Raw genomic sequence first — 19931 nt, 5'->3', positions numbered from 1 at the left:
GCCCACGCCCGGCAGCGGCCTGGGCTACCCGGGACTGCCGCAAGCGGGTGGTGCGCGACCTGGCGCCGGGACCACACCGGAGCGGCCGGCGCGCCGAGCCGATCAGCCGGTACCGTCCGCGACGCCCGGCGGGCCGGCACCACTGGCCGTCGGCGACATCCCGCTGGCTTCCGATCAGCCGGATCTGCCGCCCCGGACCCGCGCAGACGAGCTGTTGGCGACCGGTGACGTCCCGCGGGCGATCGCCCGGTCGGCTGAGGAGGTCGCCCAGAACGTGACCGAGGTGGTGCGTGTGTTCCGCGTGCCGTTGCTACTGCTGATCCTACTTCTGGCCTACGCCATCGCGCAGGGACGTCTCGGGCGCGAGACCCTGCCCGCCGCGACCGACGTTCCGACAGGGGGTGAGGACGACGACGCTGAGTACCTCCTCTGAAGCCGACCTGAGCCTGCTGGCTGGCCGCCTGCGGGTGATGGCCATCGCCCGCATCGCGCTGGTCGGTGCGCTCCTGTTGGCGCTGGCGCCGGTGTTCCGCGGTGCGCCGTCGAACACTGTCAGCATCCTGGCCAGCGTCAGCGTGGGCTACCTGGTGGTCAACGGGCTCTTCCTGCCGGTGTTGCACCGCTGGCCGCGGGCGTCACGGTGGCTGCTCGACCTGTCCTTGCTGGTCGATGCGGTGTGGGCCGGTGCGGTGATGTGGCTGACGGGCGGGACCACCAGCGGCTTCATCTTCCTGATGCATCTGCAGTTGGTCGCGGCCACGGTGCTGTTCTCGTGGCGGAGCGGCGTGAAGCTGGCGATCCTGCACTCGATCGCCGTGTTCGCGATCTTCTACGGACACGCGGTCGGCTTCGCGGCTGAGACGAGCGCGCAGGTCACGCTCGGGTTCTTCAACATCCGGCTCGATCCGACGCTGGGCGACGCCGACCTGGTCGCCACGCAGGTCGTGCGGGTCCACGCCATGGCTGCGGTCGTCACGATCTGGATCATCACCGGCGCGACCGCCTTCTTCAGCCGGGTCAACGAGCGTGCGTTGCGCCGCTCCAACCAGGAGCTCGCACTGCTGCGTGAGCTGAGCGCCGACCTCGAAGCCAGCCTCGACCTCGGCGAGATCTCCGAAGCCATCGCACGGGGAGTGGTCGACGAACTCGGCTACAACCGGTCGATCGTGTGGATGGCCCAGGGCGGGGCGGAACTGGTCCCGGCCGGGGCGGCCGGCTTCGCCCACGAGGACCTCGAGCGGATCGCGGCGTTCCGGCTGGTGGTCGGCCCCGGTCCGGTCGGGCGTGCCGTGGAGACGCGCCGGCCGGTCCTGGTGGCACGTGAGCACGCCCGGCCGGCGCCGCTCGCGGACGCTTTCACGATCGACAGCCCGCTGGTGATCGTTCCGCTGCAGACCGAGGGTCGGATCCTGGCGTTGCTCACGGTGGAGGTCGACGTGCCGTTGGGACGCGTGCCGCGGGTCAGCGGCCGCGACCTTCGCATCCTCAGCACGCTGGCGACGGAGGCATCGTTGGCGCTCGACAACGCGCGGCTGCACGCCGAGCTGCGCGACCTGTCGATCACCGATGCGCTCACCGGCGTGTACAACCACCGGCACTTCCAGCAGCGGCTGCAGGAGGAGCTCGACCGCAGCGCGCGGCTGTCGTCGCCGTCCGCGCCACGGCCGGTGAGCCTGGTCCTGCTCGACGTCGACCACTTCAAGAAGATCAACGACCGGTTCGGTCATCCCGCCGGCGATGACCTGCTGCGGGCTCTGTCGCGTCTGATGCAGCGGGTGCTGCGCTCCTCGGATGTGGTGTGCCGCTACGGCGGTGAGGAGTTCGCCGTCATCCTGGTGGAGACCGACGCCGCCGACGCGCGCCAGGTCGCTGAGCGTCTCCGCGAGGCGGTGGAGCGGTCGAGCTTCGCGGCGTCCGACGGGCGGTTCCTGGGCCTGGTGACCGCGTCGTTCGGGGTCGCGACCTTCGCCGGTGGGGTGCCGTCGCGCAGCGACCTGATCCGGGACACCGACGCCGCGCTGTACACGGCCAAGCGTGACGGACGGAACAAGGTCGTGCACGCCGAGGACCGTGTCGCCGAGCCGGCAGCTGCGACCGCAGCCGACGTCGCAACGCCGGTCGGGCCGCCACGTCCGGACGAGGCAGCGGTGGCGTCGGCAGGTCCGGTCCCCGACCGTGCGATGGAGCCGGCACGGGCGACCGACGGCGGAGGATCCTCGCCCGGACTCTGAGCGCCCGCGTCGGTTGCTAGCGTCCCGGCGGCCGAACACCAGCGCAGGAGGAGACCCGACCGTGCCGATGGACGCCATCCGCGACGCCATCCTCGATGGGGCGACCGGCGACGAGCTCGCCCGCTTGGAGCTGCCCGAGACGATGCGGGCGGCGGTCGTCCGCAAGGACGAGCAGGAGATGTTCGAGGGGTTGGAGCACCACGAGAAGGATCCCCGCAAGTCGTTGCACGTCGACGAGGTACCGATCCCGCCGCTGGGACCCAACGAGGTCCTGATCGCCCCGATGGCGTCGGCGTTGAACTACAACACCGTCTGGACGTCGATCTTCGAGCCCGTGCCCACCTTCGCGTTCCTGGAGCGCTTCGCGCGTGAAGGCGACCTCGGGGCGCGCCACGATCTCGACTACCACATCGTCGGCTCCGACGCGGCGGGGGTCGTGGTGCGCACCGGCCCGGGGGTGACACGGTGGAAGCCCGGCGATCGGGTCGTCGTGCATTGCAACTACGTCGACATGGAGTCACCGCAGGGCCACGAGGACTCGATGCTGGACCCCTCCCAGCGGATCTGGGGCTTCGAGTCGAACTTCGGCGGCATGGCCGAGATCTCCATGGTGAAGGCCAACCAGCTCATCCCGATGCCGACGCACCTGACGTGGGAGGAGGCGGCATCGCTGGGGCTGGTCCTGGCGACCGCGTACCGCATGCTCGTCGGTGAGAACGAAGCCCGCATGAAGCAGGGCGACAAGGTGCTGATCTGGGGGGCCACCGGCGGGCTCGGCGGTTTCGCCACACAGCTGGTCCTCAACGGAGGAGGGATCCCGGTCTGCGTGATCTCGTCCGACGCGAAGGCGAAGCTGCTCGAGGAGGTCGGCGTCGAGGCGATCATCGACCGCAAAGCCGAGGGCTACGAGTTCTGGACCGACGACGGCGAGCAGGACTACCGCGAGTTCCGCCGCTTCGGGAAGAAGATCCGTGAGCTGATCGGCGGTGACGTCGACATCGTCTTCGAACACGTCGGGCGGGCGACCTTCGGGGCGTCGGTGTTCGTCGTGAAGAAGGGCGGTGTGGTGGTGACGTGCGCGTCGACCACCGGCTACCGGCACGAGTACGACAACCGCTACCTGTGGATGAACCTCAAGCGCATCCTCGGGAGCCACTTCGCGAACTACAACGAGGCCTGGGCGGCGACCGAGTTGGTGGACCGCGGCATGATCCACCCGATCCTGTCCAAGACCTTCCCCCTGGACGAGGCCGGCCAGGGCGCCTACGAGATGCACCACAACCTGCACGCGGGGAAGATCGGGATCCTGGTCAACGCCCCACAGGCGGGCCTCGGCGTGCACGATCCCGCCAAGCGCGCCCGCCACCAGGATCGCATCGACCTGTTCAAGCGCTTCGAGTGACCGCCACCAGGCGGCCGGATCACACCGGTCGTAGCCCCGTGGGGTACAGGACGAGAGCGGCGAAGAGGGGCACCACGGCCCACGCGTAGCGGCGGGTCTCGACCAGAACCGCAGCGACGATCACCGTCCCGGCACCCAGCAGCGCCACCCGTAGGGTGGTGAGGAAGTTCCCCGAGAACAGCTCGATCCCGATGATCAGCGCCACGATCGCCGGAGCCAGCACGGTGGCGCGGGTGGTGCGCGCCTCGGGTTGCACCAGCCGGTCCGCGATCAGCACCACCGCCATCAGTGCCCCGACGTCGAGCAGCGCCCGGGCGACCGAGACCCGGCCGGCGAGCGTCCCCAGCATCCCAACGACGAGCGCGCCGATCGCGGCGCCTACCCCGAACGTGCGCAGCGCCTGCAGTTGACCGATGTCGTTCTGGGCGAAGCCGTCACGGGCCTTGACCGCCAAGAACGTGTACAGCAGGACCGCCCCGGCGAACGCCGCGACGAACCCCAGCAGCGTCAGCGCCGAGGCGATGGCCCCGCCGGGGAGCACCGCGAGGTTGCCGAGCAGCGCCAGCCACTGGTCGTTCACGGGCTGGCCGTCGAGGACGGCGGCGGGCTGGCTCCACTGGTAGACGACCCCCACCAACACGATCGGGACGGCCAGCAGCAGGCCAGGGACGACGCCGCCTCGCGGACCATCGAGACCGAACGCCGACGCTCCGTCGCCGCGGTACCGGGCCAGTAGGAGCGGCACCAGACCGTACGCAGCGAACACCAGGGCGACGTTCACGGCCAACCCCAGCAGGCCAGTGGTCAGGAACGGCAGCACCCCGCGGATCAGGAGGAACACCAGGGGAGCGAACAGGGCGGCGGCCGCCGCCAAGATGAAGTCGCTCCGCGCCTCCTCGGGGTTGGTCCACATCTGCGGTCGCTCGTTGCTCGCTGGCCGCCGGCGCACGCTACCAGCGTCGCGCCTGCGCCCCCGCCGACGCAGGTCGCTTCCCGTCAGTCCAGGTGGCATCCCGGCGGCAGGCCGCTGCAGCCGTACGGTCGTAGTGACCGACGTGAGGAGACCCACATGAGCGACAAGATCGAAGAACTGAAGGGCCGCGCCAAGGAAGCCGTCGGAGCGGTCACCGGCAAGGAGGATACCAAGGAGGCCGGTGAGGCGCAGCAGGAGAAGGTCGACAAGCGCGAGGAGGCCCGCGAGCAGGCCGCCGAAGCGCGCGAGGCGCAGGCTGAGGCCGAAGCCGCCCGGGCGGAGCAGGCCCGCAAGCAGTAGGCCACGACAACGTCGATGGCGGAGAGCGACCCATCGTGGTCGCTCTCCGCGTTTCGAACGTGAGCCGTCGACCGCTGTCGCCGGTTGTGGACGCCCTCGCGTAGCCTTCGAAGCCTCATGGCTCTGGGCGCGTCGATCGTTGTGATCGGGGACGAGATCCTCGAGGGCTTCGTCCAGGACACCAACTCCTGGTGGTTGGCAGGTCGACTCCGACACCACGGGATCGAGGTGGCACGGATCGTGGCCGTCGGCGACGACGTCGACGAGATCGTCGACGCCCTCGGCCCAGAGCTGCGCCGCGAACGTCCACGCGTGGTGTTCACCACCGGCGGGATCGGTTCCACGCCGGACGACGTCACCTACGAGGCGGTGGCGGCGGCACTCGACGTGCCGCTACAGACGGCTGGCGAGATCGAGCGGCGGGTCGAGGCGGCGGTGCAGTGGACCGCCGCTCATGGCGTCGACGTCGATGACGAGTTGATCGACCACATGATGCGTATGGCCAGGATCCCAGCGGGCGGATCCTTGCTGGGCGGCGACGGCAGCTGGACCCCCGGCGTCCGCATCGACGTCGACGATGGGATCGACGCGGACGGCGGCGCGGTGATCGTGATCCTGCCCGGCGTCCCCACACAGTTGCGCGCGATCGTGACCAAGGTCGTGGAACCGCAGCTTCTCCGCGGCCGCGGACGCGACGAGGTGATCGCCGAGGTCGCGCACGGCTTCCCCGAGTCGTTGCTGAACCGATGCTTCGCTCGCCTCGCCGAGGAGCTGCCGCAGGTCAAGGTGGGTTCGTACCCCGGCGCCCCGATGATCGTGCGACTGCGGGGCGAGGCGGGCGCGGTCGCGACGGCGACGGCAGCGGTCGAGGCTCATCTGCGCGAACTGGAGGACCAACCTGGTGGGGCCCGCCTCCGGACAGCGTGGAACGAGCGGCTCACCGCGACGGAGGAGCGGCCGTGAACGGGCGGCTGCTGTTCGTGCACGCCCACCCCGACGACGAATCGTCGAAGGGAGCGGCAACCGCGGCGCGGTACGTGGACGCCGGCGCCCGCGTGGCGCTGGTGACCTGCACCGGTGGTGAGGCCGGCGAGATCCTCAACCCGACCTGTGAGCCGGTCTCCCCCGCCGAGATGACCGCGACGAGGGCACGGGAACTCGCCGCTGCCTGCGACATCATCGGCTTCTCGGTCCGCTACGACCTGGGCTACGTCGATTCGGGATTCCCCGACGATCTGGCGGGCATCCCCCCCGATGCGTTCGCTCGCCAGCCGGTGGACCGCCCCGCGGCGGACCTCGCGACCATCATCCGCCACGAGCGGCCACACGTGGTCGTCACCTACCCGCAGGACGGTGGTTACCCGCACCCCGACCACATCATGTGCCACGAGGTCACCGTCCGGGCCCTCGAGCTGGCGGAGGACCCCGATGCGGACGTCGCTGGCGTGCCCTGTCGGGTCCCCAAGGTCTACGCCTGCCATGCGTTCCCGCCGGAACGGGTCTTGGCGCTGCACGGCGCGCTCCTCGAGAGGGGCGTCGACAGCCCCTTCGAGGGCTGGATGGAGCGGCTCGCGCAGCGGCGCCGCTGGCCATGCGACGCCAAGGTCCGCGTGGACGCGTGGTTCCAACGGCGTGACGACGCGTTGCGGGCGCATCGCACGCAGATCGACCCCGGCGGCACCTGGTTCGCGTGGCCGCGTGACCTCGAGCGTGGCGTCTACCCGTGGGAGTGCTTCACGCGGTTGCGATCAGACGTCTCGACGCCCGACTGCGAGGACGACCTGTTCGCTGCCCTGGACGTCACCGGCGACAGCGACGACCAGCCGGCTTCCGCCGTGGCCGAGTGACCCGATCGGTGACGACCGTCGGTCGGTCATCCCCGGATGTCCGGGCTGGCAGGCTCGGTGTCGACTCTGGCGGCGGTTGCCGCGCCCGCGCTCCGTGGCCGCGTTGCGAGGTACAACAGGCAGTCCTTACGGGCGGCTTCCTCGGTGCGGGTCATCATCACCGGGGTCGCCTCCCGGGTCAGCACCACGCGCCCGTCTTGCACCTGCACGTGGCTGGCGGTGGCGTCCTCGCCGCCGGGGCCGCACACCAGCAGCGGGTTGGCTGAGCCCGGGGGGACACGGCCCAGCAGGTGGCCAGCCGGCACGGTCCGGAAGTTGTGTGCGTCGGCGTCCTGTTCGACCACGAAGTCGACGTCGTCGCCGAGCTCGCCGCCGAACCGGAACCGCACCTCGGGGCGGACCATGACCTTGCGCAGGTCGTCGAGGAGGTCGTAGTCGCGCTCGACCACGTCGTCGCGGATCGTCGCGGTCCCCAGGTAGCGACGCAGGCCGTCGACGGCGAACGACAGGGACGCTTCCTGGCCGGGCAGCCCGCTCTCGACGGCGATCGCCGGGCAGACGTCGTCGAGGGCCTCCATCAGCGTCCCGACGCCGAGCTCCCAGTGCAGCAGCATCGTCGTGAAGGTCGTGGCGAGGTTGAGCTGGGCCTCGCGGACCTGCGTCACGATCGCGTAGAAGGGGTTGGTGCCGCTGTTGTTATGCACGTCGACCATCGCGGAGATCTTCGCTCGACGGAGCACATCCAGGATCCCGTTGGCGGCCAGGCGTAGTCGCGTGGTTGGTTCGCGCCCCCAGACCCGGTTGAAGTCCTCTTGATCGTCGAGGTAGCGGGCTCTGAAGCCGCCGTCGGCCAGGGCCGCGCGGACGTTGCCGATCACGACGAACAGGTCGAACGGGTAGCGGCGCCGCTGGCGCAGGATCCGCAGCGCCGCGCGGTACCCGGTGTCCTCGTCGCCGTGGAGGAGACACGCCACGCCTCGCGGGGGGGCGTCCCCAGTTCCGGCGACCCTGATCAGGGTAGGCCGTTGCAGCTCGCCCAGCAGCTCGAGGTCGTCGAGGTCGAGCAGGTGGTCGGGCAGCCCGTCGGAGAGATCGTTGAAGTACGTCTCGGACGCGCGCCTCACGGGCGGCAGGGTACCGGCCAGGTGTGCACCGGTTCGTTGGCGTGCATGTGGTCGATGTAGCAGCGGGTCATCTCCAGCAGAGCAGCATCGCGGTCGAGGCCGTCGTGCTCGGTCAGGTGACGGACGGTGGCGACCTGCCAGGTCGCCCCGATCTGGCGCGTGACACAACGCTGCTCGATGATCCCGAGGAACCGTTCACGGTCCTGGTCGTCGATGTTCCAGCGCCGCAGCCCCTCGTGCGCGAGCGGCAGGAGGTGCTCACCGACGAGTTCGCTGGCCGACACCGTTCCCAAGCCAGGCCAGTACAGCTGGGCGTCGATGCCGTCCCGCGCAGCGGCGAAGAAGTTGTCGGTGGCGACCGCGAACGACATCTGCTGTGAGATGGGCGGCGACGCCTCGGCGAGCGCCCGCGTCGCCCCGTAGTAGAACGCTGCGTTGGCGATGACGTCCGCGACGCTGGGACCGGCCGGCAGCACTCGGTTCTCGACGCGCAGATGTGGTCGGCCGCGGGCGACGGTGTACACGGGTCGGTTCCAGCGGTAGATCGTGCCGTTGTGCAGGGTGAGCTCCCGTAGGTGGGGGACGTCTCCGCGACCGAGTACCTCGAACGGGTCCTCATCGTCGATCAGCGGCAGCAGCGCGGGGAAGTAGCGGACGTTCTCCTCGTACAGGTCCAGGACGTCGTCGATCCAGCGTTCCCCGAACCAAACACGTGGGCGCACGCCCTGCGCCGCGAGTTCTTCGGTACGCGTGTCGATCGACTGCTCGAACAGCGCGATGCGGGTCTCGCGCCATAGCTCCTTGCCCAGGAAGAAAGGGGAGTTGCACCCGACCCCCAGTTGGGCGGCGGACAGCGCCTGGGCCGCGTTCCAGTACCGGGCGAAGTCGTCCGGGTCGACCTGCAGGTGCAGCTGACAGGAGGTCGACGCCGCTTCCATCATGATCGAGTTCGCCATCGTCATGAGGCGTTCGCGACCTTCGATCTCGATGCGGAACGCCTCTCCCCGTGCGGCCAGGATCTGGTCGTTGAGAGCGTGGTACCGCGGGTTGTTCGAGAGGTTCTCACGGGTGACGTGCAAGTCTTTCAGCGTCGGCAGGATCCCGACGATCAGCATCCGGGCGTCCAGCTCTTCTGCTCGGCGCAGCGCGTGGTTGAGGCTGGCTCGCAGCTCGTCTTCGAGTTCGCGGAAGACCGTCCCCACGATCTTGTGCGGAGCGAGGTTGAACTCGATGTTGAACTGACCCAGCTCCGTCTGGAAGTCGCCGGCCTCGATGCGCGCCAGCACCTCGTCGTTGACCATCATCGGCGTGCCGGAGCGGTCCACCAGGTAGATCTCGAGCTCCAGGCCGATCCTGCTCCGGCCGACCTCGAAGCGGTCCTCCTGCTCGAGCAGGACCCGCAGCGTGTCCAGGCAGCGCTTCAGCTTCTCCCGGTACCTCTGGCGGTCTTCGGGGGTGAACTGCGTCGTGGTGATGTCTTGCCCCACGGGGCGTTCCTCGCCATGACTGGTGTAGCGATCATCGCAGCTGCGACGAACTTCCGCGGCGTCGTTTCGGGCAGGGAGGCTTGCGTCGACACGGGCCCCGACGCCTGACCGCGTGCGTCCACCGCGGCGGCCCTACCCTCGTCAGCGCCGATCGCAGCAGGAAGGCTCGTTCTTGACGCTGATCCGCGAGATGGACCCCACCGGACTGTCCCCGTACCTGGCCCAGCACGTCGACAACCCGGTCGATTGGTACCCGTGGGGCGACCAGGCCTTCGAGGAGGCCAAGCGGCGTGACGTCCCCATCTTCCTGTCGGTCGGGTACTCGGCGTGTCACTGGTGCCACGTCATGGCGCACGAGTCGTTCGAGGACGACGAGGTCGCGGCGCTGCTCAACGAACACTTCGTCGCGGTCAAGGTCGACCGCGAGGAGCGACCCGACGTCGATGCGGTGTACATGGACGCGGTCACGGCGCTCACCGGCCACGGCGGCTGGCCGATGTCGGTGTTCCTCACCCCGGACGGGCGTCCGTTCTTCGGCGGGACGTACTGGCCGAAGGAGGACCGGATGGGGATGCCGGGCTTCGTGCGCGTGCTGCGGTCGGTGCACGAGGCATGGCGCGACCGCCGCGACGAGCTCGCGGCGACGGCGGGGCGGATCGCGGAGGCGTTGGCGGAGCGCGCCGCCGGCCCAGCGGCTGGTGCCGCAGACCCCACGGTCGCCGACCGCGCCGCGCCGGTGGCGCTGAGCGCCTGGGATCGCACTCTGGGAGGGTTCGGGCAGGCACCGAAGTTCCCGCAAGCGATGACACTGGAGTGGCTGGTCGAGCGTTACGTCCGCCTGCGCCGGGACGGTAGCGAGACCGCTGACCGCTGGCTGGAGCCGGTCACCCACACCCTCGATGCGATGGCCCGCGGCGGGATCCACGACCACGTCGGCGGTGGGTTCCATCGGTACTCGACGGACGGGCGTTGGCTCGTCCCGCACTTCGAGAAGATGCTGTACGACAACGCCCTGCTGGTGGCCGTCTACGCCAAGGCCGCGGCGGTCACCGGCGACCCGCGGTTCGATCGGGTCGCGCGTTCCACCGCCGATTACCTGCTGCGCGACCTGCGCCACGACGCCGGTGGGTTCTTCAGCGCCACCGATGCCGACTCCGAAGGAGAAGAGGGCCGCTTCTTCGTGTGGTCGATGGACGAGTTCGCCGACGTGGTCCGCTCGGTGGGTGCCGACCCCGATCGCTTCGCGGCGTTCTACGGCGCGTCGGCCAGCGGGAACTGGGAAGGCACCAACATCCTGCACGAACCGGTCGACCGCGGCCGGTTCTGCGAGCAACGCGGCCTTGACCTGGCCGAGTTCGTCGAGGAGCTCGACGCGGTCCGCGCGGCGCTGTACGAGCGGCGCGAGGAGCGCGTCCATCCTGGTCTCGACCGCAAGGTCCTGACATCGTGGAACGCGCTCGCGGTGCGGGGCCTGGTCGCCACCGGGATGTACCTGGGCCTGCCCGAGTACGTCGACGCGGCGGTCACCACGGCCGAGTTCCTGCACGAGGCGCTGGTGGTGGACGGGCGCTTGCACCACGTGTGGAAGGACGGGACCGTGACCGTCCCCGCGTTCCTGGAGGACGTGGCGACGCTCGCGGTCGCCTGCCTCGAGCTGTACGCCGCAACCGGGGACGTGACATGGTTCGAGCGTGCGGTGCACTGGGCGAACGACGCGCGCGGTCGGTTCCACGACGATGATGACGGCGGCTTCTTCACGACCGCGCACGACGTCGATGAGCTCTACATCCGCCCCAAGCAGACCTGGGACAACGCGACGCCGTCCGCGAACAGCGTGATGGCGGAGGTGGGGCTGCGGCTGGCCGGGTACACCGGCGAGGCAGCGTGGAGGGACGTCACCGACGAGGTCCTGCGCCTGTTCCAGGGCGACGTGGAACGCGCCCCGACCGGGTACGGGTGGCTGCTGCGGGTGGCCGAGGACGTGCTGGCCGGACCCCGTGAGGTCGCGGTGGTGGGCACGCCCGGGCCGAGCCGCGAGCGACTGGTCCGCGAGCTGTGGGCCGGCCCGCTGCCGGGGGCGGTGGTGGCGGTGGCCGCGCCGGACGGTGACCGCACGGCGGTGCCGCTGCTGGAAGGCCGCGGCGAGGTGGACGGTCAGCCGGCGGCGTACGTGTGCCGCGACCTGGTCTGCGACCGGCCCGTCACCGAACCGCACGAGCTGCGCGCGAAGCTCGACAGCCCTACCTAGACCACGGTGACCACACCGCTCCCCGGGGAGGACTGGGGTCGCCGCGATCCGGCGTGGTCGGGCATCCACGGTGAGGTCCTGCAGGTGCGCGGCCGGCCGGCACACGTGCTGCGCCGAGCGGCGCATGGGGCAGGCCCGCCGCTCCTGCTGGTGCATGGCCTGGGTGGATCGGCCCGCAACTGGCTGGACGTGGCCACGCCGTTGAGCCGCCACGGCGAGGTGGTCGCGGTCGACCTGCCCGGTTTCGGCAGCACACCGGTGCCCGAGGGTGGCTCCGCCCGGGTCCGCGCCAACGCGCGGTTCCTCGCGGCCGTCCTGGATCACCTGGGCTGGCGCGACGCCACCGTGATCGGGAACTCGATGGGTGGGCTGCTGATCACGTTGCTGGCTGCCGACCGCCCCGACCAGGTCGGTCGCCTCGTGCTGATCAACCCGGCGCTGCCCGCGCCGCGCCGGGACATGCTGCGTTTGCCCCCGGCCGCGGTGTCGCGGATCCTGCCTGCGGCCGTGCCCGGCATCGGTCGGGCGTTGATCGAGCTGGGCTACCGCCGGCGGACCGCGGAGCAGCTGGTCGACGATTCGCTGGCTTCCGTGCTGGCCGACGTGGAACGGATCCGCCCGGCGCTCCGCGACGTCCTCATCGAGAACCTCGAGGTCGCCCGCACCACCACGTGGCGACGCCGGGCCCTGTCAGAGGCCGCCCGTTCGCTGGTCGCGATGCTCGTCGACGCGCGTGAGCCGTTGGTGGCGGTCCACGCCGTCGCCGCGCCGACGCTGGTGGTGGCCGGCGACCTCGACCGGCTGGTGTCGGCGCACGTCATCCGCGGGCTGATGGTCCGCCGCCCGGACTGGGACCATCACGTCCTGGCAGATGTGGGCCACTCACCGCATGTGGAGGTCCCCCGACGGTTCTGCCGTGTCGTGGAGGGGTGGTTGGTCGATGCCGCAGCGGGCCGCTAGCGCGATCCTCGCGGCGGACGCCACCGATGACGACCGCACGGCCTAGCGGTGGCGGGCAGCCTCGAGCTTGTCGATGAACGCACCGACCCGGACGTTGGTGCGTTCGGGGACCTCGAACTGTGGGACGTGACCGACGTCCTCCCACACCTCGCAGCGGGCGTCGGGCAACGACTCGCGGACCCGTTCGCAGTACGCGGCCGACACCAGCGGATCGCCGGTGCCGAACACCCAGTAGGACGGGACCCGCAACCGTTGGATCGATGTCCAGAACGAACGCCGGCCGGTGGCGCGCTCAGCGGCCAGGTGTCGCAGGCACGCCAGGATCGCCAGGCGATGCCGGCGGTCGCGGAGGTTGCGGACGAACTCCTCGGCCGCTGCCGTGACGTTGTCGGCGCGCAGACAGTAGGGGTCGTGGAACATGCCGCGGATGGCAGCCTCGACGCTCTCGCGTCGGAACGGCATCGGCGCCAAGCCGAGCCAGTGGCCGTGCAGGACGCGCAGCGTGGGCGCGACCCACTGGTACTCGTCGAACGCCACGGCCGGGCACAGACCGACCACGCCACCCAGCCGGCGCGGGTGGCGCAGCCCCAACTCGACGGCGATGCGCCCGCCCATCGAGTTGCCGACCACGTAGCAGTAGCCGATGCCTTGGGCGCGCAGGTAGCCGTGGACGACGTCGGCCATCCACGGCATCGAGTACCGTCGGGCGGCCGGCAGGGGCTTGCCGGACTTGCCGAACCCGGGCAGGTCCAGCGCGTGGACCTCGTAGTGTGATGCCAGCGCGTCCAGGGTGGGAACGAACGAGACCTTGTTCGCTCCGAGCCCGTGCAGCAGCACCACCGGGGTGCCGCGGCCGATGATCATCGATTCCAGGTCGACCCCGGCCGCGTTGGTGCGGGCGGTGCGCACCACGCGCTGCGTGTCGGGTCCGGGCCGGAACAGCGACTCCAACCGAAGGGCCAGGTTGAGGTCACCGCGGACGGTCAGGCGGTCCTGGGTGAAGGCGGCGACGCCGTCCTGTTCCCCGCTGACGAGCTTGAGCCACGTCTGGCGATCGGTCCGCATGATCGTGTCGGGATCAGGGTGCGCCCCGACGGATATGAAGCACCCGCCGTTGTGGATGTGGACCGTGTACGCGCCGTCACCGTCGATGTCAACGACCCACCGGGCGGACAGACCGTCTGCCTCGTGCGGGCGGAACCGTTCGGTCAGCTGTAGGAAGCTGCTGCGCAACTCACCTGGTGCCGGTGTCGTTGCATCGTCCAGCGCGCGGAGCGGTCGCGTTCCGGTCACGCCTCTCCAATCGCCGGTGAACAGAGGGTAACGGAGCCGGAGCGTTCACGCCGCGTAGGCGGTGTCGTCCGAACGGTCGGCCACCGGCCGCTCGGCGCGGACGACCGTTCGGACGGCCGGGGCGGGCCTCACCCGGCCACGTCAGGGCTCACCCCACCGGTCCCACGACACCACCGCGCCCAGCTCGCGCCAGCCACGTCGTCGCGATGCCGGCCGCCGGTCGGGTGCCGCGTGGCCTAGCGTCACCACCCCGATCGGCTGGACGTCGTCCGGGATCCCCAGCAAGCGCTCGAGCCCACCGAGACGGTGCACGCCGAAGAACCCCGCGGCCAGGCCCTCGTCGACGGCGGCGAGTAGCAACAGCATCAACGAGGCGCCGGCGTCGACGTGCCAGTAGGGGACCGGCCAGTCGCGCTCACTCCCGCCTGCGGCGCGCTTGTCGGGTTCGCCGTAACGCTCGTGGTAGGCCCCGACGTCGGCACAGATCACGACGTGCACGGGAGCGCTGGAGATCCACGGATCGAAGCCCCGCGCGACGTGGGTGGCCTCATCCGCGAGGTCGGCGACTGCAGCGCGGGTCGCCGGGTCGGTAACCACGACGAACCGCTGACCTTGGGCGAAACCGGCGCTGGGTGCCCGGCGTGCCGTGTCGATGATGCGTTCCACGACCGTCGGCGCCACCGGATCAGGACGGTAGTGGCGGACCATGCGGCGGCGGGCCACGACCTCGCGGAACTCCACCGGGACCTCCGGAGCGGGGCGGACGCCGCACTGTACGACGACCGGCGGGACTGCAGCCGTCGGTCGGCCGCTAGGTCACCGTGAAGCGCAGGCCCCGGGCGCTGGGCACGCGCCGCACTCGTCCCGCATCCAGCAACGCAGCCAGGTCACCCTGGGCGTCGGACGGGTCGGGGTCCACCTCGGCACGGTAATCGGCGATCGTGAACACCGGCTCCTGGCGGCCCTCGAGGAACCGACGGGCGCGGTCGGGCACCGTCGGGTCGAGCAGGTTCAGCTCCCGGGCCGCCAGCCGCAGGCCCTCGGCCACTGCTTCTCCCCACCGCTCGAGCCAGATGGTGAGGTCACGGCGCCGCATCGTCTTGGCCACCTCGCGGTAGTACCCCAGCGGGTCGCGTTGCAGCGCGATCTCCACCGATCCCACACCGGCAGGGTCGAGGCCGTGCGCGCGGAGCAGCAGTCGCGCTGCTGCCCGTGCCAGGCGTCCGTTGGCTGCCTCGAAGGGATGCACCTCCAGCAGGACCTGGTGGGCGACACCGCTGACGATCAGGCCGTGCTCGCGGGGCCCCGAGGAACGCAGCCACGCGACCAGGTCGACGAGGCGGTCGAAGATCCGGTCGGGCTCGGTCGGGTGGTAGACCACCTGCCCGACGCTGGCGTCGTGCACGGCTTGATGGGTCTTGCGCGGGCGGCCGGCTGCGGCCGGGTCCAGCAGGCCGCGCGTCAGCCGGCGGTGCAGCTCGGCCAGGGCCGCTAGCGGGTCGGTAGTCAGCGGTCGGGTCAGGTCATCGGCTGCCAGCGCGGCGCGGACCCCGCCGTACTCGAAGCCGATCAGCCGCCGGTCGGGTTCGCTGCCTGCCCGTAACGCGTCGAGCCAGGTCCCCACCCGCGTGGCGACCTCGGCTCGTGGGGCGGCGGGCAGGTCGGAGACGTCCTGCCAGGCGTCCTCGACCTCGGCCACGTCGCCGACGGGCGAACCGTCCAGTCGCATCGAGGCGACCGCGGCCCTGGCCGTGAGCGACTCACGCACGGCCGGTGCCGGTTCGCCCCGCTCGATCACCCCGCTCAGGCGTTCGGTCTCCGCGAGGAGCCGCACGAGGTGGGGCGTCCGTTCGAACGTCGCGGGCGGCCCGGCCGGTTCCGATGCCGCAGCGGTCACGGCCGCAGCAGGTCGAGTTGGCTCGGTCGCGACTCGGTCGCGATCCGACCGTGGCGACGGCCCAGGAAGTAGCTGGCCACCGCCAGCGCCGCCGCGCCCGACGCCGCCGTGGTGGTCTTGATGACCCGCTTGGCTTTCCGGCTGAACACCACCACCGGCCAGCCGCGCTGGTGTGCGACCCGCTCGAGGGTGCGGTCGGGGTTGACGGCGACCGGGTGCCCGACCAGCTCCAGCATCGGCAGGTCGCTCGACGAGTCGCTGTACGCGTAGGACAGCCGCAGGTCGTAGCCGCGCTCCGCCGCGAGCTTCTCGACCGCTTCCGCTTTGCCGGCCCCGTACACGAACGGCCCGTCGAGCTCGCCCGTGTAGCACCCGTCGACGATCTCCGAGCGGGTCCCGATGCCGCCTTCGACCTCCAGGGCTCGCGCGAAGTCCTCGACGATCTCGATCGGCGTCGCCGAGACGATGAAACGGTCGCGGCCCGCGTCGGCGTGCATCTCGAGCAGGCTCTGGGCTTCGGGGCGGACCTTGGCCAGCAGCGTGGGGATGATGTCGTCACCCAGCGCCACCAGGTCGTCGACCTGCTGGCCGGCGACCGCCCGCAGGATCCGGTCGCGGGTCTCCTGCGAGCGCTCGTCGGAGCCGCCCGTCAGCCGGAAGATCATGGCGTTCACCGCGTCGCCGAGGAGCTCACGCGTGGGGACGATGTCGTTCCGCCACGCAGCGATGCCGAACGCGAACGCCGACGCACCGCTGATCAGCGTTCGATCCAGATCGAAGAACGCGGCGGCCTTCCCCGGCGAGTCACCGGTTGGGTGAGGATGCTCGGGGTGTGCGTCCGTTGCGTCGGCCACGAGCACCCCCTCGCATGGGATGGTCCGAGCGTAGCGACCGGATAGCGGCGTGCCGCCGGGCGGCGCGGACACACGTCGCGACGGGCATCCCGGTGGCGGCGGACCCCCGAGTCGAGCGCCGGCTCGCACACCGCCGGGACGGTCAACGGACATCGCGGAACAGGGAGGCCCCCAGCGGCCGTCGCGCCGTCTCGACGCTCCCTTCCCCTTGGAACGCTGGTCCGGCGGCTCGGCTGCTGGGGGCCTTCGCGCGTCACCGTACGGGGCGCGGGCTGGTGGTCAACCACGGCGTCCACAGGTCGGTCCGCCGGGCGGTGGACAGGCTGTGGACGTCGTTGTGGAGCCGCGGTCGATGTTGTGGACGGCATGGCGACCGCCGGGTGGGACGGTCATCGCAGGGCCCCTGCAGGGTCGTTCCCAGCACGAAGGTCTTCCACCGCTGTGGACAGCAGATCGATCGGGCCCCCCGCGCGTTGGGGTCCGCGCAGCGCACGCCCCGGGTCGCACCGGATCGCGACCGGCCACCGCTGTCGCAGTGGCCCGTTACGTTCGCGCCACCCGCCACAGGAGGACGTCGTGGGGCGCCGCCAGGTCACCATCGAGCGCCGGCCGGCAGCGGCAGGACGGCCGCCGGTCGAGGTCCAACGCAGCACCGGTCGGCGGCGCACAGCCAGCGCCTACGCCCGCGACGGGGCGGTGGTGGTGCAGCTGCCCGCCGGGATGCCCGCCGCCGACGAAGAGCAGGTCGTGGCGACGCTCGTCGACCGGGTCAGCGGCGCGCTGAGGGCGCGTGAGGCCGGCGGCGACGCCGAACTGGCACGCCGCGCGGACGTGCTCGCTGATACCTACCTAGACGGCGTCCGCGCCCGCAGCGCGCGGTGGTCGGCGCGGATGGGGCGTCGGCACGGCTCGTGCACACCTGCCGACGGCACCATCCGGATCAGCCGCCGTGCCGCCGCCTACCCGCAGTACGTCTTGGAGTACATCCTCGTCCACGAGCTGGCCCACCTACAGGTCCGGGGCCACTCGGCGGCGTTCTGGGAGCTGGTCGCCCGGTACCCGCAGGCCGAGCGTGCGCGGGGGTTCCTGGAGGGGATCGACCACAACGCCGTCTACGACCCCGGTGAGTGATCCACGATGTGGTGGCGGCGGATCGTCAGTCCGCAGCGGTCCGCCGGATGCGCGTCACCGGCGACAGGTAGCGTCCGACCATGCCCACCCCCACACCACCCACGGAGCTGGGGCGCAACGTCATCATCCGCCCCGGCCAACTCCCGCCCGACGTCTGGTCGCACGCGCCGCAGCTCCAGATCACGGCCGCCGACGCCACGAACGTCTCCCGCCTATCACAGCTGGTCGAGCGCCTCACCGTCGCCTGGGCGACCCGTACCGCCACCGTGCTCATGGTCGATCACGACGTCGCCTTCCCCCGTGACGAGGCCACCACACTCGACCCGTGGCTGCTCCCCGACGACTTCACGTTCCTCGGAGAACGCGCCCGGTGGCTCGCTGCCGTCAACAGCTACGACGCCACCGATGGGGACCCGACGTGGCCGCACATCCGGCACGCGTTGACCCGCGGCGCCCGACCGTCCCACCGGGCCGACGTCGCCCTGCCCGACGGCACCCACGTGTGGCTCGACGGCGGTCCACGCAGCACCCGACCGACCGTGCCCACCGTCCACATCGACCAGCTGGCCGGCGACCGGCCACTGACCGTCGAACGGTGGGCGCCATCCAGCGACGGGCTGGCCGCCGACCAGCGCGCCGCCGTCGAAGCTGACGAGTACGCCTGCCGGATCATCTCACCGGCCGGGTCGGGCAAGACCCGGGTGCTGACGGCGCGCCTGCGTCACCTGCTCGACGGACGCGGTTGGCACCCCCAGCAGGTCACCGCCCTGGCGTACAACAACCGGGCTGCCGCCGAGATGCGCGACCGCACCCGCGACCTCGACGCCAACGTCCGCACCATCCACAGCCTGGGCTACGCCATCGTCCGTGACGCCGTACCCGACGTGCGGATGCTCGACGAACGCGGACAACGTGACCTGCTCGCGCGTCTCGCACCGGTCCGTCCCACAGCGAACACCGACGTGTACGCCCCGTACCTCGACGGGTTCAGCCGCGTGCGGCTGGGGCTGGTCGCACCCGACACCATCGAGGACGCAACCGACGACGTACCTGAGTTCGCACGCGTCTTGCACCGGTACCGCGCCGAACTGTCCGCCCGTGACCTCATCGACTTCGACGAGCAGGTCCACATGGCGCTGCGGGTGCTGCTCACCGACCCGCAGCGGCGACGCCGTTGGCAGCACAGCTGCACGCACCTGCTGGTCGACGAAGCGCAGGACCTGACCCCGGCGTTCTGGCTGCTGGTCCGTCTGCTCGCCGCCCCACAGATGCAGGTGCACGCCGTCGGGGACGACGACCAGACCCTGTACGCGTACGTCGGCGCGTCACCCAAGTACCTGGTCGACTATCCCAAGCTGTTCCCCGCAGCAGGCAGCCACGCGCTCGAGGTGAACTACCGCTGCCCGCCCGCGGTCGTTGACGCAGCGATCCACCTGCTCGGACGCATCGCACCCACCGGCCGGGTCGCCAAGACCATCCGCGGCGCACGCAGCGACCGGGACGCGGACGCGCTGACCATCGCCCGGGTCGACGCCACCGACCAGGCACGCTACGTCACCGACAGGATCACCGGCCTGCTCGACCGGGACGTTGCCCCCGGCGATGTCGCGGTGCTGTGCCGCGTCAACGCACTGTTGCTGCCCGTCCAGGTCGCCCTCAGCGCCGCCGGTATCCCACACACCGCACCGGTCGGCCCGCAGGTGCTGTCACGCACAGGCGTCGCTGCCGCACTGGCGTGGCTGCGGGCAGCCACCGCCGGCCACACCATCCCCGGCGACGCGTTGGCGGAAGCAGCGAAACGCTCATCGGCGAAGGTCCGCGGCGAGCACCTTCGAACCCTGGCGTCACGCACGTGGACCGAACGCGCTCTGCGGCAGTTGAGCAAGGACGTCGGCGGCTGGGATGCCACCCAGCTGGTCGACTTCTTCCAGCAGCTGCGGGACGTGCGGGTGGCCGCACGCGTGTCGACCGCCACCGCGTTAGCGGCCGTGCGTGACGTCGGTGGTCTGGACGCCACCGCCGACGAGCTCGACAAGTCGGTCAGCGCAGGCCGACAGTCGAACTCGCACCTGGACGAGCTCGACGCGTTGACGCAAGTCGCCGACCTGCATCCGGACGCGGCCACGTTCGTTGACTGGTTGAGCGATCAGCTCGACGCGCGAGCCGACCCGGACGGGGTACGGC

The 19931-nt window shown here is 70.9% G+C and carries 17 protein-coding genes; 10 read left to right on the top strand and 7 right to left on the bottom strand.

All coding sequences use genetic code 11. The annotated features are described in order from the left end of the window. The 3 genes from M3N57_07250 to ccrA form a co-directional block, all read left to right on the top strand. Positions 1 to 433 (top strand): hypothetical protein (locus M3N57_07250; protein ID MDP9022479.1); only part of this gene is annotated, 433 nt, incomplete at its 5' end. After that, on the top strand, positions 402 to 2231 hold the full coding sequence (locus M3N57_07245; protein ID MDP9022478.1) for a sensor domain-containing diguanylate cyclase: 1830 nt from the start codon (positions 402 to 404) through the stop codon (positions 2229 to 2231). The genes M3N57_07250 and M3N57_07245, both read left to right, overlap by 32 nt. A gap of 67 nt (positions 2232 to 2298) precedes the next feature. Next, positions 2299 to 3633, top strand: a complete 1335-nt coding sequence (ccrA, locus tag M3N57_07240) for a crotonyl-CoA carboxylase/reductase (protein ID MDP9022477.1) — start codon at positions 2299 to 2301, stop codon at positions 3631 to 3633. A gap of 19 nt (positions 3634 to 3652) precedes the next feature. On the opposite strand, the gene M3N57_07235 is transcribed toward ccrA, so the two are convergent. Continuing rightward, the gene (locus tag M3N57_07235; GenBank protein MDP9022476.1) at positions 3653 to 4582 is read right to left on the bottom strand and encodes a hypothetical protein; all 930 of its coding nucleotides are present in this window, start codon (positions 4580 to 4582) and stop codon (positions 3653 to 3655) included. Positions 4583 to 4702: 120 nt separating this feature from the next. On the opposite strand from M3N57_07235, the gene M3N57_07230 reads away from it, so the two are divergent. From M3N57_07230 to mca, 3 genes are all read left to right on the top strand, one after another. Further along, the gene (locus M3N57_07230) at positions 4703 to 4906 is read left to right on the top strand and encodes a CsbD family protein (GenBank protein MDP9022475.1); all 204 of its coding nucleotides are present in this window, start codon (positions 4703 to 4705) and stop codon (positions 4904 to 4906) included. Positions 4907 to 5023: 117 nt separating this feature from the next. Further along, the gene (locus M3N57_07225; protein MDP9022474.1) at positions 5024 to 5869 is read left to right on the top strand and encodes a molybdopterin-binding protein; all 846 of its coding nucleotides are present in this window, start codon (positions 5024 to 5026) and stop codon (positions 5867 to 5869) included. Continuing rightward, positions 5866 to 6753 (top strand): mycothiol conjugate amidase Mca, encoded by an 888-nt coding sequence (mca, locus tag M3N57_07220; protein MDP9022473.1) that lies wholly within the window; start codon positions 5866 to 5868, stop codon positions 6751 to 6753. Before M3N57_07225 ends, mca begins: the two co-directional genes overlap by 4 nt. Positions 6754 to 6779: 26 nt before the next feature. Here the strand turns inward: mca and M3N57_07215 are convergent, their stop codons facing one another. Next, positions 6780 to 7877, bottom strand: a complete 1098-nt coding sequence (locus tag M3N57_07215; GenBank protein ID MDP9022472.1) for a hypothetical protein — start codon at positions 7875 to 7877, stop codon at positions 6780 to 6782. Continuing rightward, positions 7874 to 9364: a glutamate--cysteine ligase gene (locus M3N57_07210; protein MDP9022471.1), complete on the bottom strand. Its 1491-nt coding sequence runs from the start codon at positions 9362 to 9364 to the stop codon at positions 7874 to 7876. The genes M3N57_07215 and M3N57_07210 overlap by 4 nt, the downstream gene beginning before the upstream one ends. A gap of 172 nt (positions 9365 to 9536) precedes the next feature. On the opposite strand from M3N57_07210, the gene M3N57_07205 reads away from it, so the two are divergent. Both M3N57_07205 and M3N57_07200 read left to right on the top strand, forming a co-directional pair. Next, positions 9537 to 11612, top strand: coding sequence for a thioredoxin domain-containing protein (locus tag M3N57_07205; GenBank protein ID MDP9022470.1), 2076 nt, complete (start codon positions 9537 to 9539; stop codon positions 11610 to 11612). Between the two features lie 6 nt (positions 11613 to 11618). Further along, complete coding sequence (locus M3N57_07200) at positions 11619 to 12572, top strand: alpha/beta hydrolase (protein ID MDP9022469.1); 954 nt, start codon at positions 11619 to 11621, stop codon at positions 12570 to 12572. 42 nt (positions 12573 to 12614) lie between these two features. Here M3N57_07200 and M3N57_07195 read toward each other — a convergent pair whose 3' ends face one another. The 4 genes from M3N57_07195 to M3N57_07180 form a co-directional block, all read right to left on the bottom strand. After that, positions 12615 to 13805 carry an alpha/beta fold hydrolase gene (locus M3N57_07195; GenBank protein MDP9022468.1) on the bottom strand — a complete coding sequence of 397 codons (1191 nt, stop codon included), beginning with the start codon at positions 13803 to 13805 and terminating at the stop codon, positions 12615 to 12617. Between the two features lie 201 nt (positions 13806 to 14006). Further along, on the bottom strand, positions 14007 to 14606 hold the full coding sequence (locus M3N57_07190; GenBank protein MDP9022467.1) for a nitroreductase family protein: 600 nt from the start codon (positions 14604 to 14606) through the stop codon (positions 14007 to 14009). A 70-nt stretch (positions 14607 to 14676) separates the two neighbouring features. Further along, positions 14677 to 15762 carry a Fic family protein gene (locus M3N57_07185; protein ID MDP9022466.1) on the bottom strand — a complete coding sequence of 362 codons (1086 nt, stop codon included), beginning with the start codon at positions 15760 to 15762 and terminating at the stop codon, positions 14677 to 14679. Then, positions 15759 to 16616, bottom strand: a complete 858-nt coding sequence (locus M3N57_07180; GenBank protein MDP9022465.1) for an HAD-IB family hydrolase — start codon at positions 16614 to 16616, stop codon at positions 15759 to 15761. The genes M3N57_07185 and M3N57_07180 overlap by 4 nt, the downstream gene beginning before the upstream one ends. 576 nt (positions 16617 to 17192) lie before the next feature. Between M3N57_07180 and M3N57_07175 the strand changes: the two genes are divergently transcribed. Together M3N57_07175 and M3N57_07170 are read left to right on the top strand one after the other, a co-directional pair. Then, positions 17193 to 17747: a M48 family metallopeptidase gene (locus tag M3N57_07175; protein MDP9022464.1), complete on the top strand. Its 555-nt coding sequence runs from the start codon at positions 17193 to 17195 to the stop codon at positions 17745 to 17747. 80 nt (positions 17748 to 17827) lie between these two features. Next, a partial coding sequence (locus M3N57_07170; GenBank protein MDP9022463.1) for an ATP-dependent helicase occupies positions 17828 to 19931 on the top strand: 2104 nt, incomplete at its 3' end.

Source organism: Actinomycetota bacterium (assembly GCA_030776725.1).
Classification (GTDB): domain Bacteria; phylum Actinomycetota; class Nitriliruptoria; order Nitriliruptorales; family JAHWKO01; genus JAHWKW01.
This window is presented reverse-complemented; position numbering and strand designations above follow the sequence as displayed.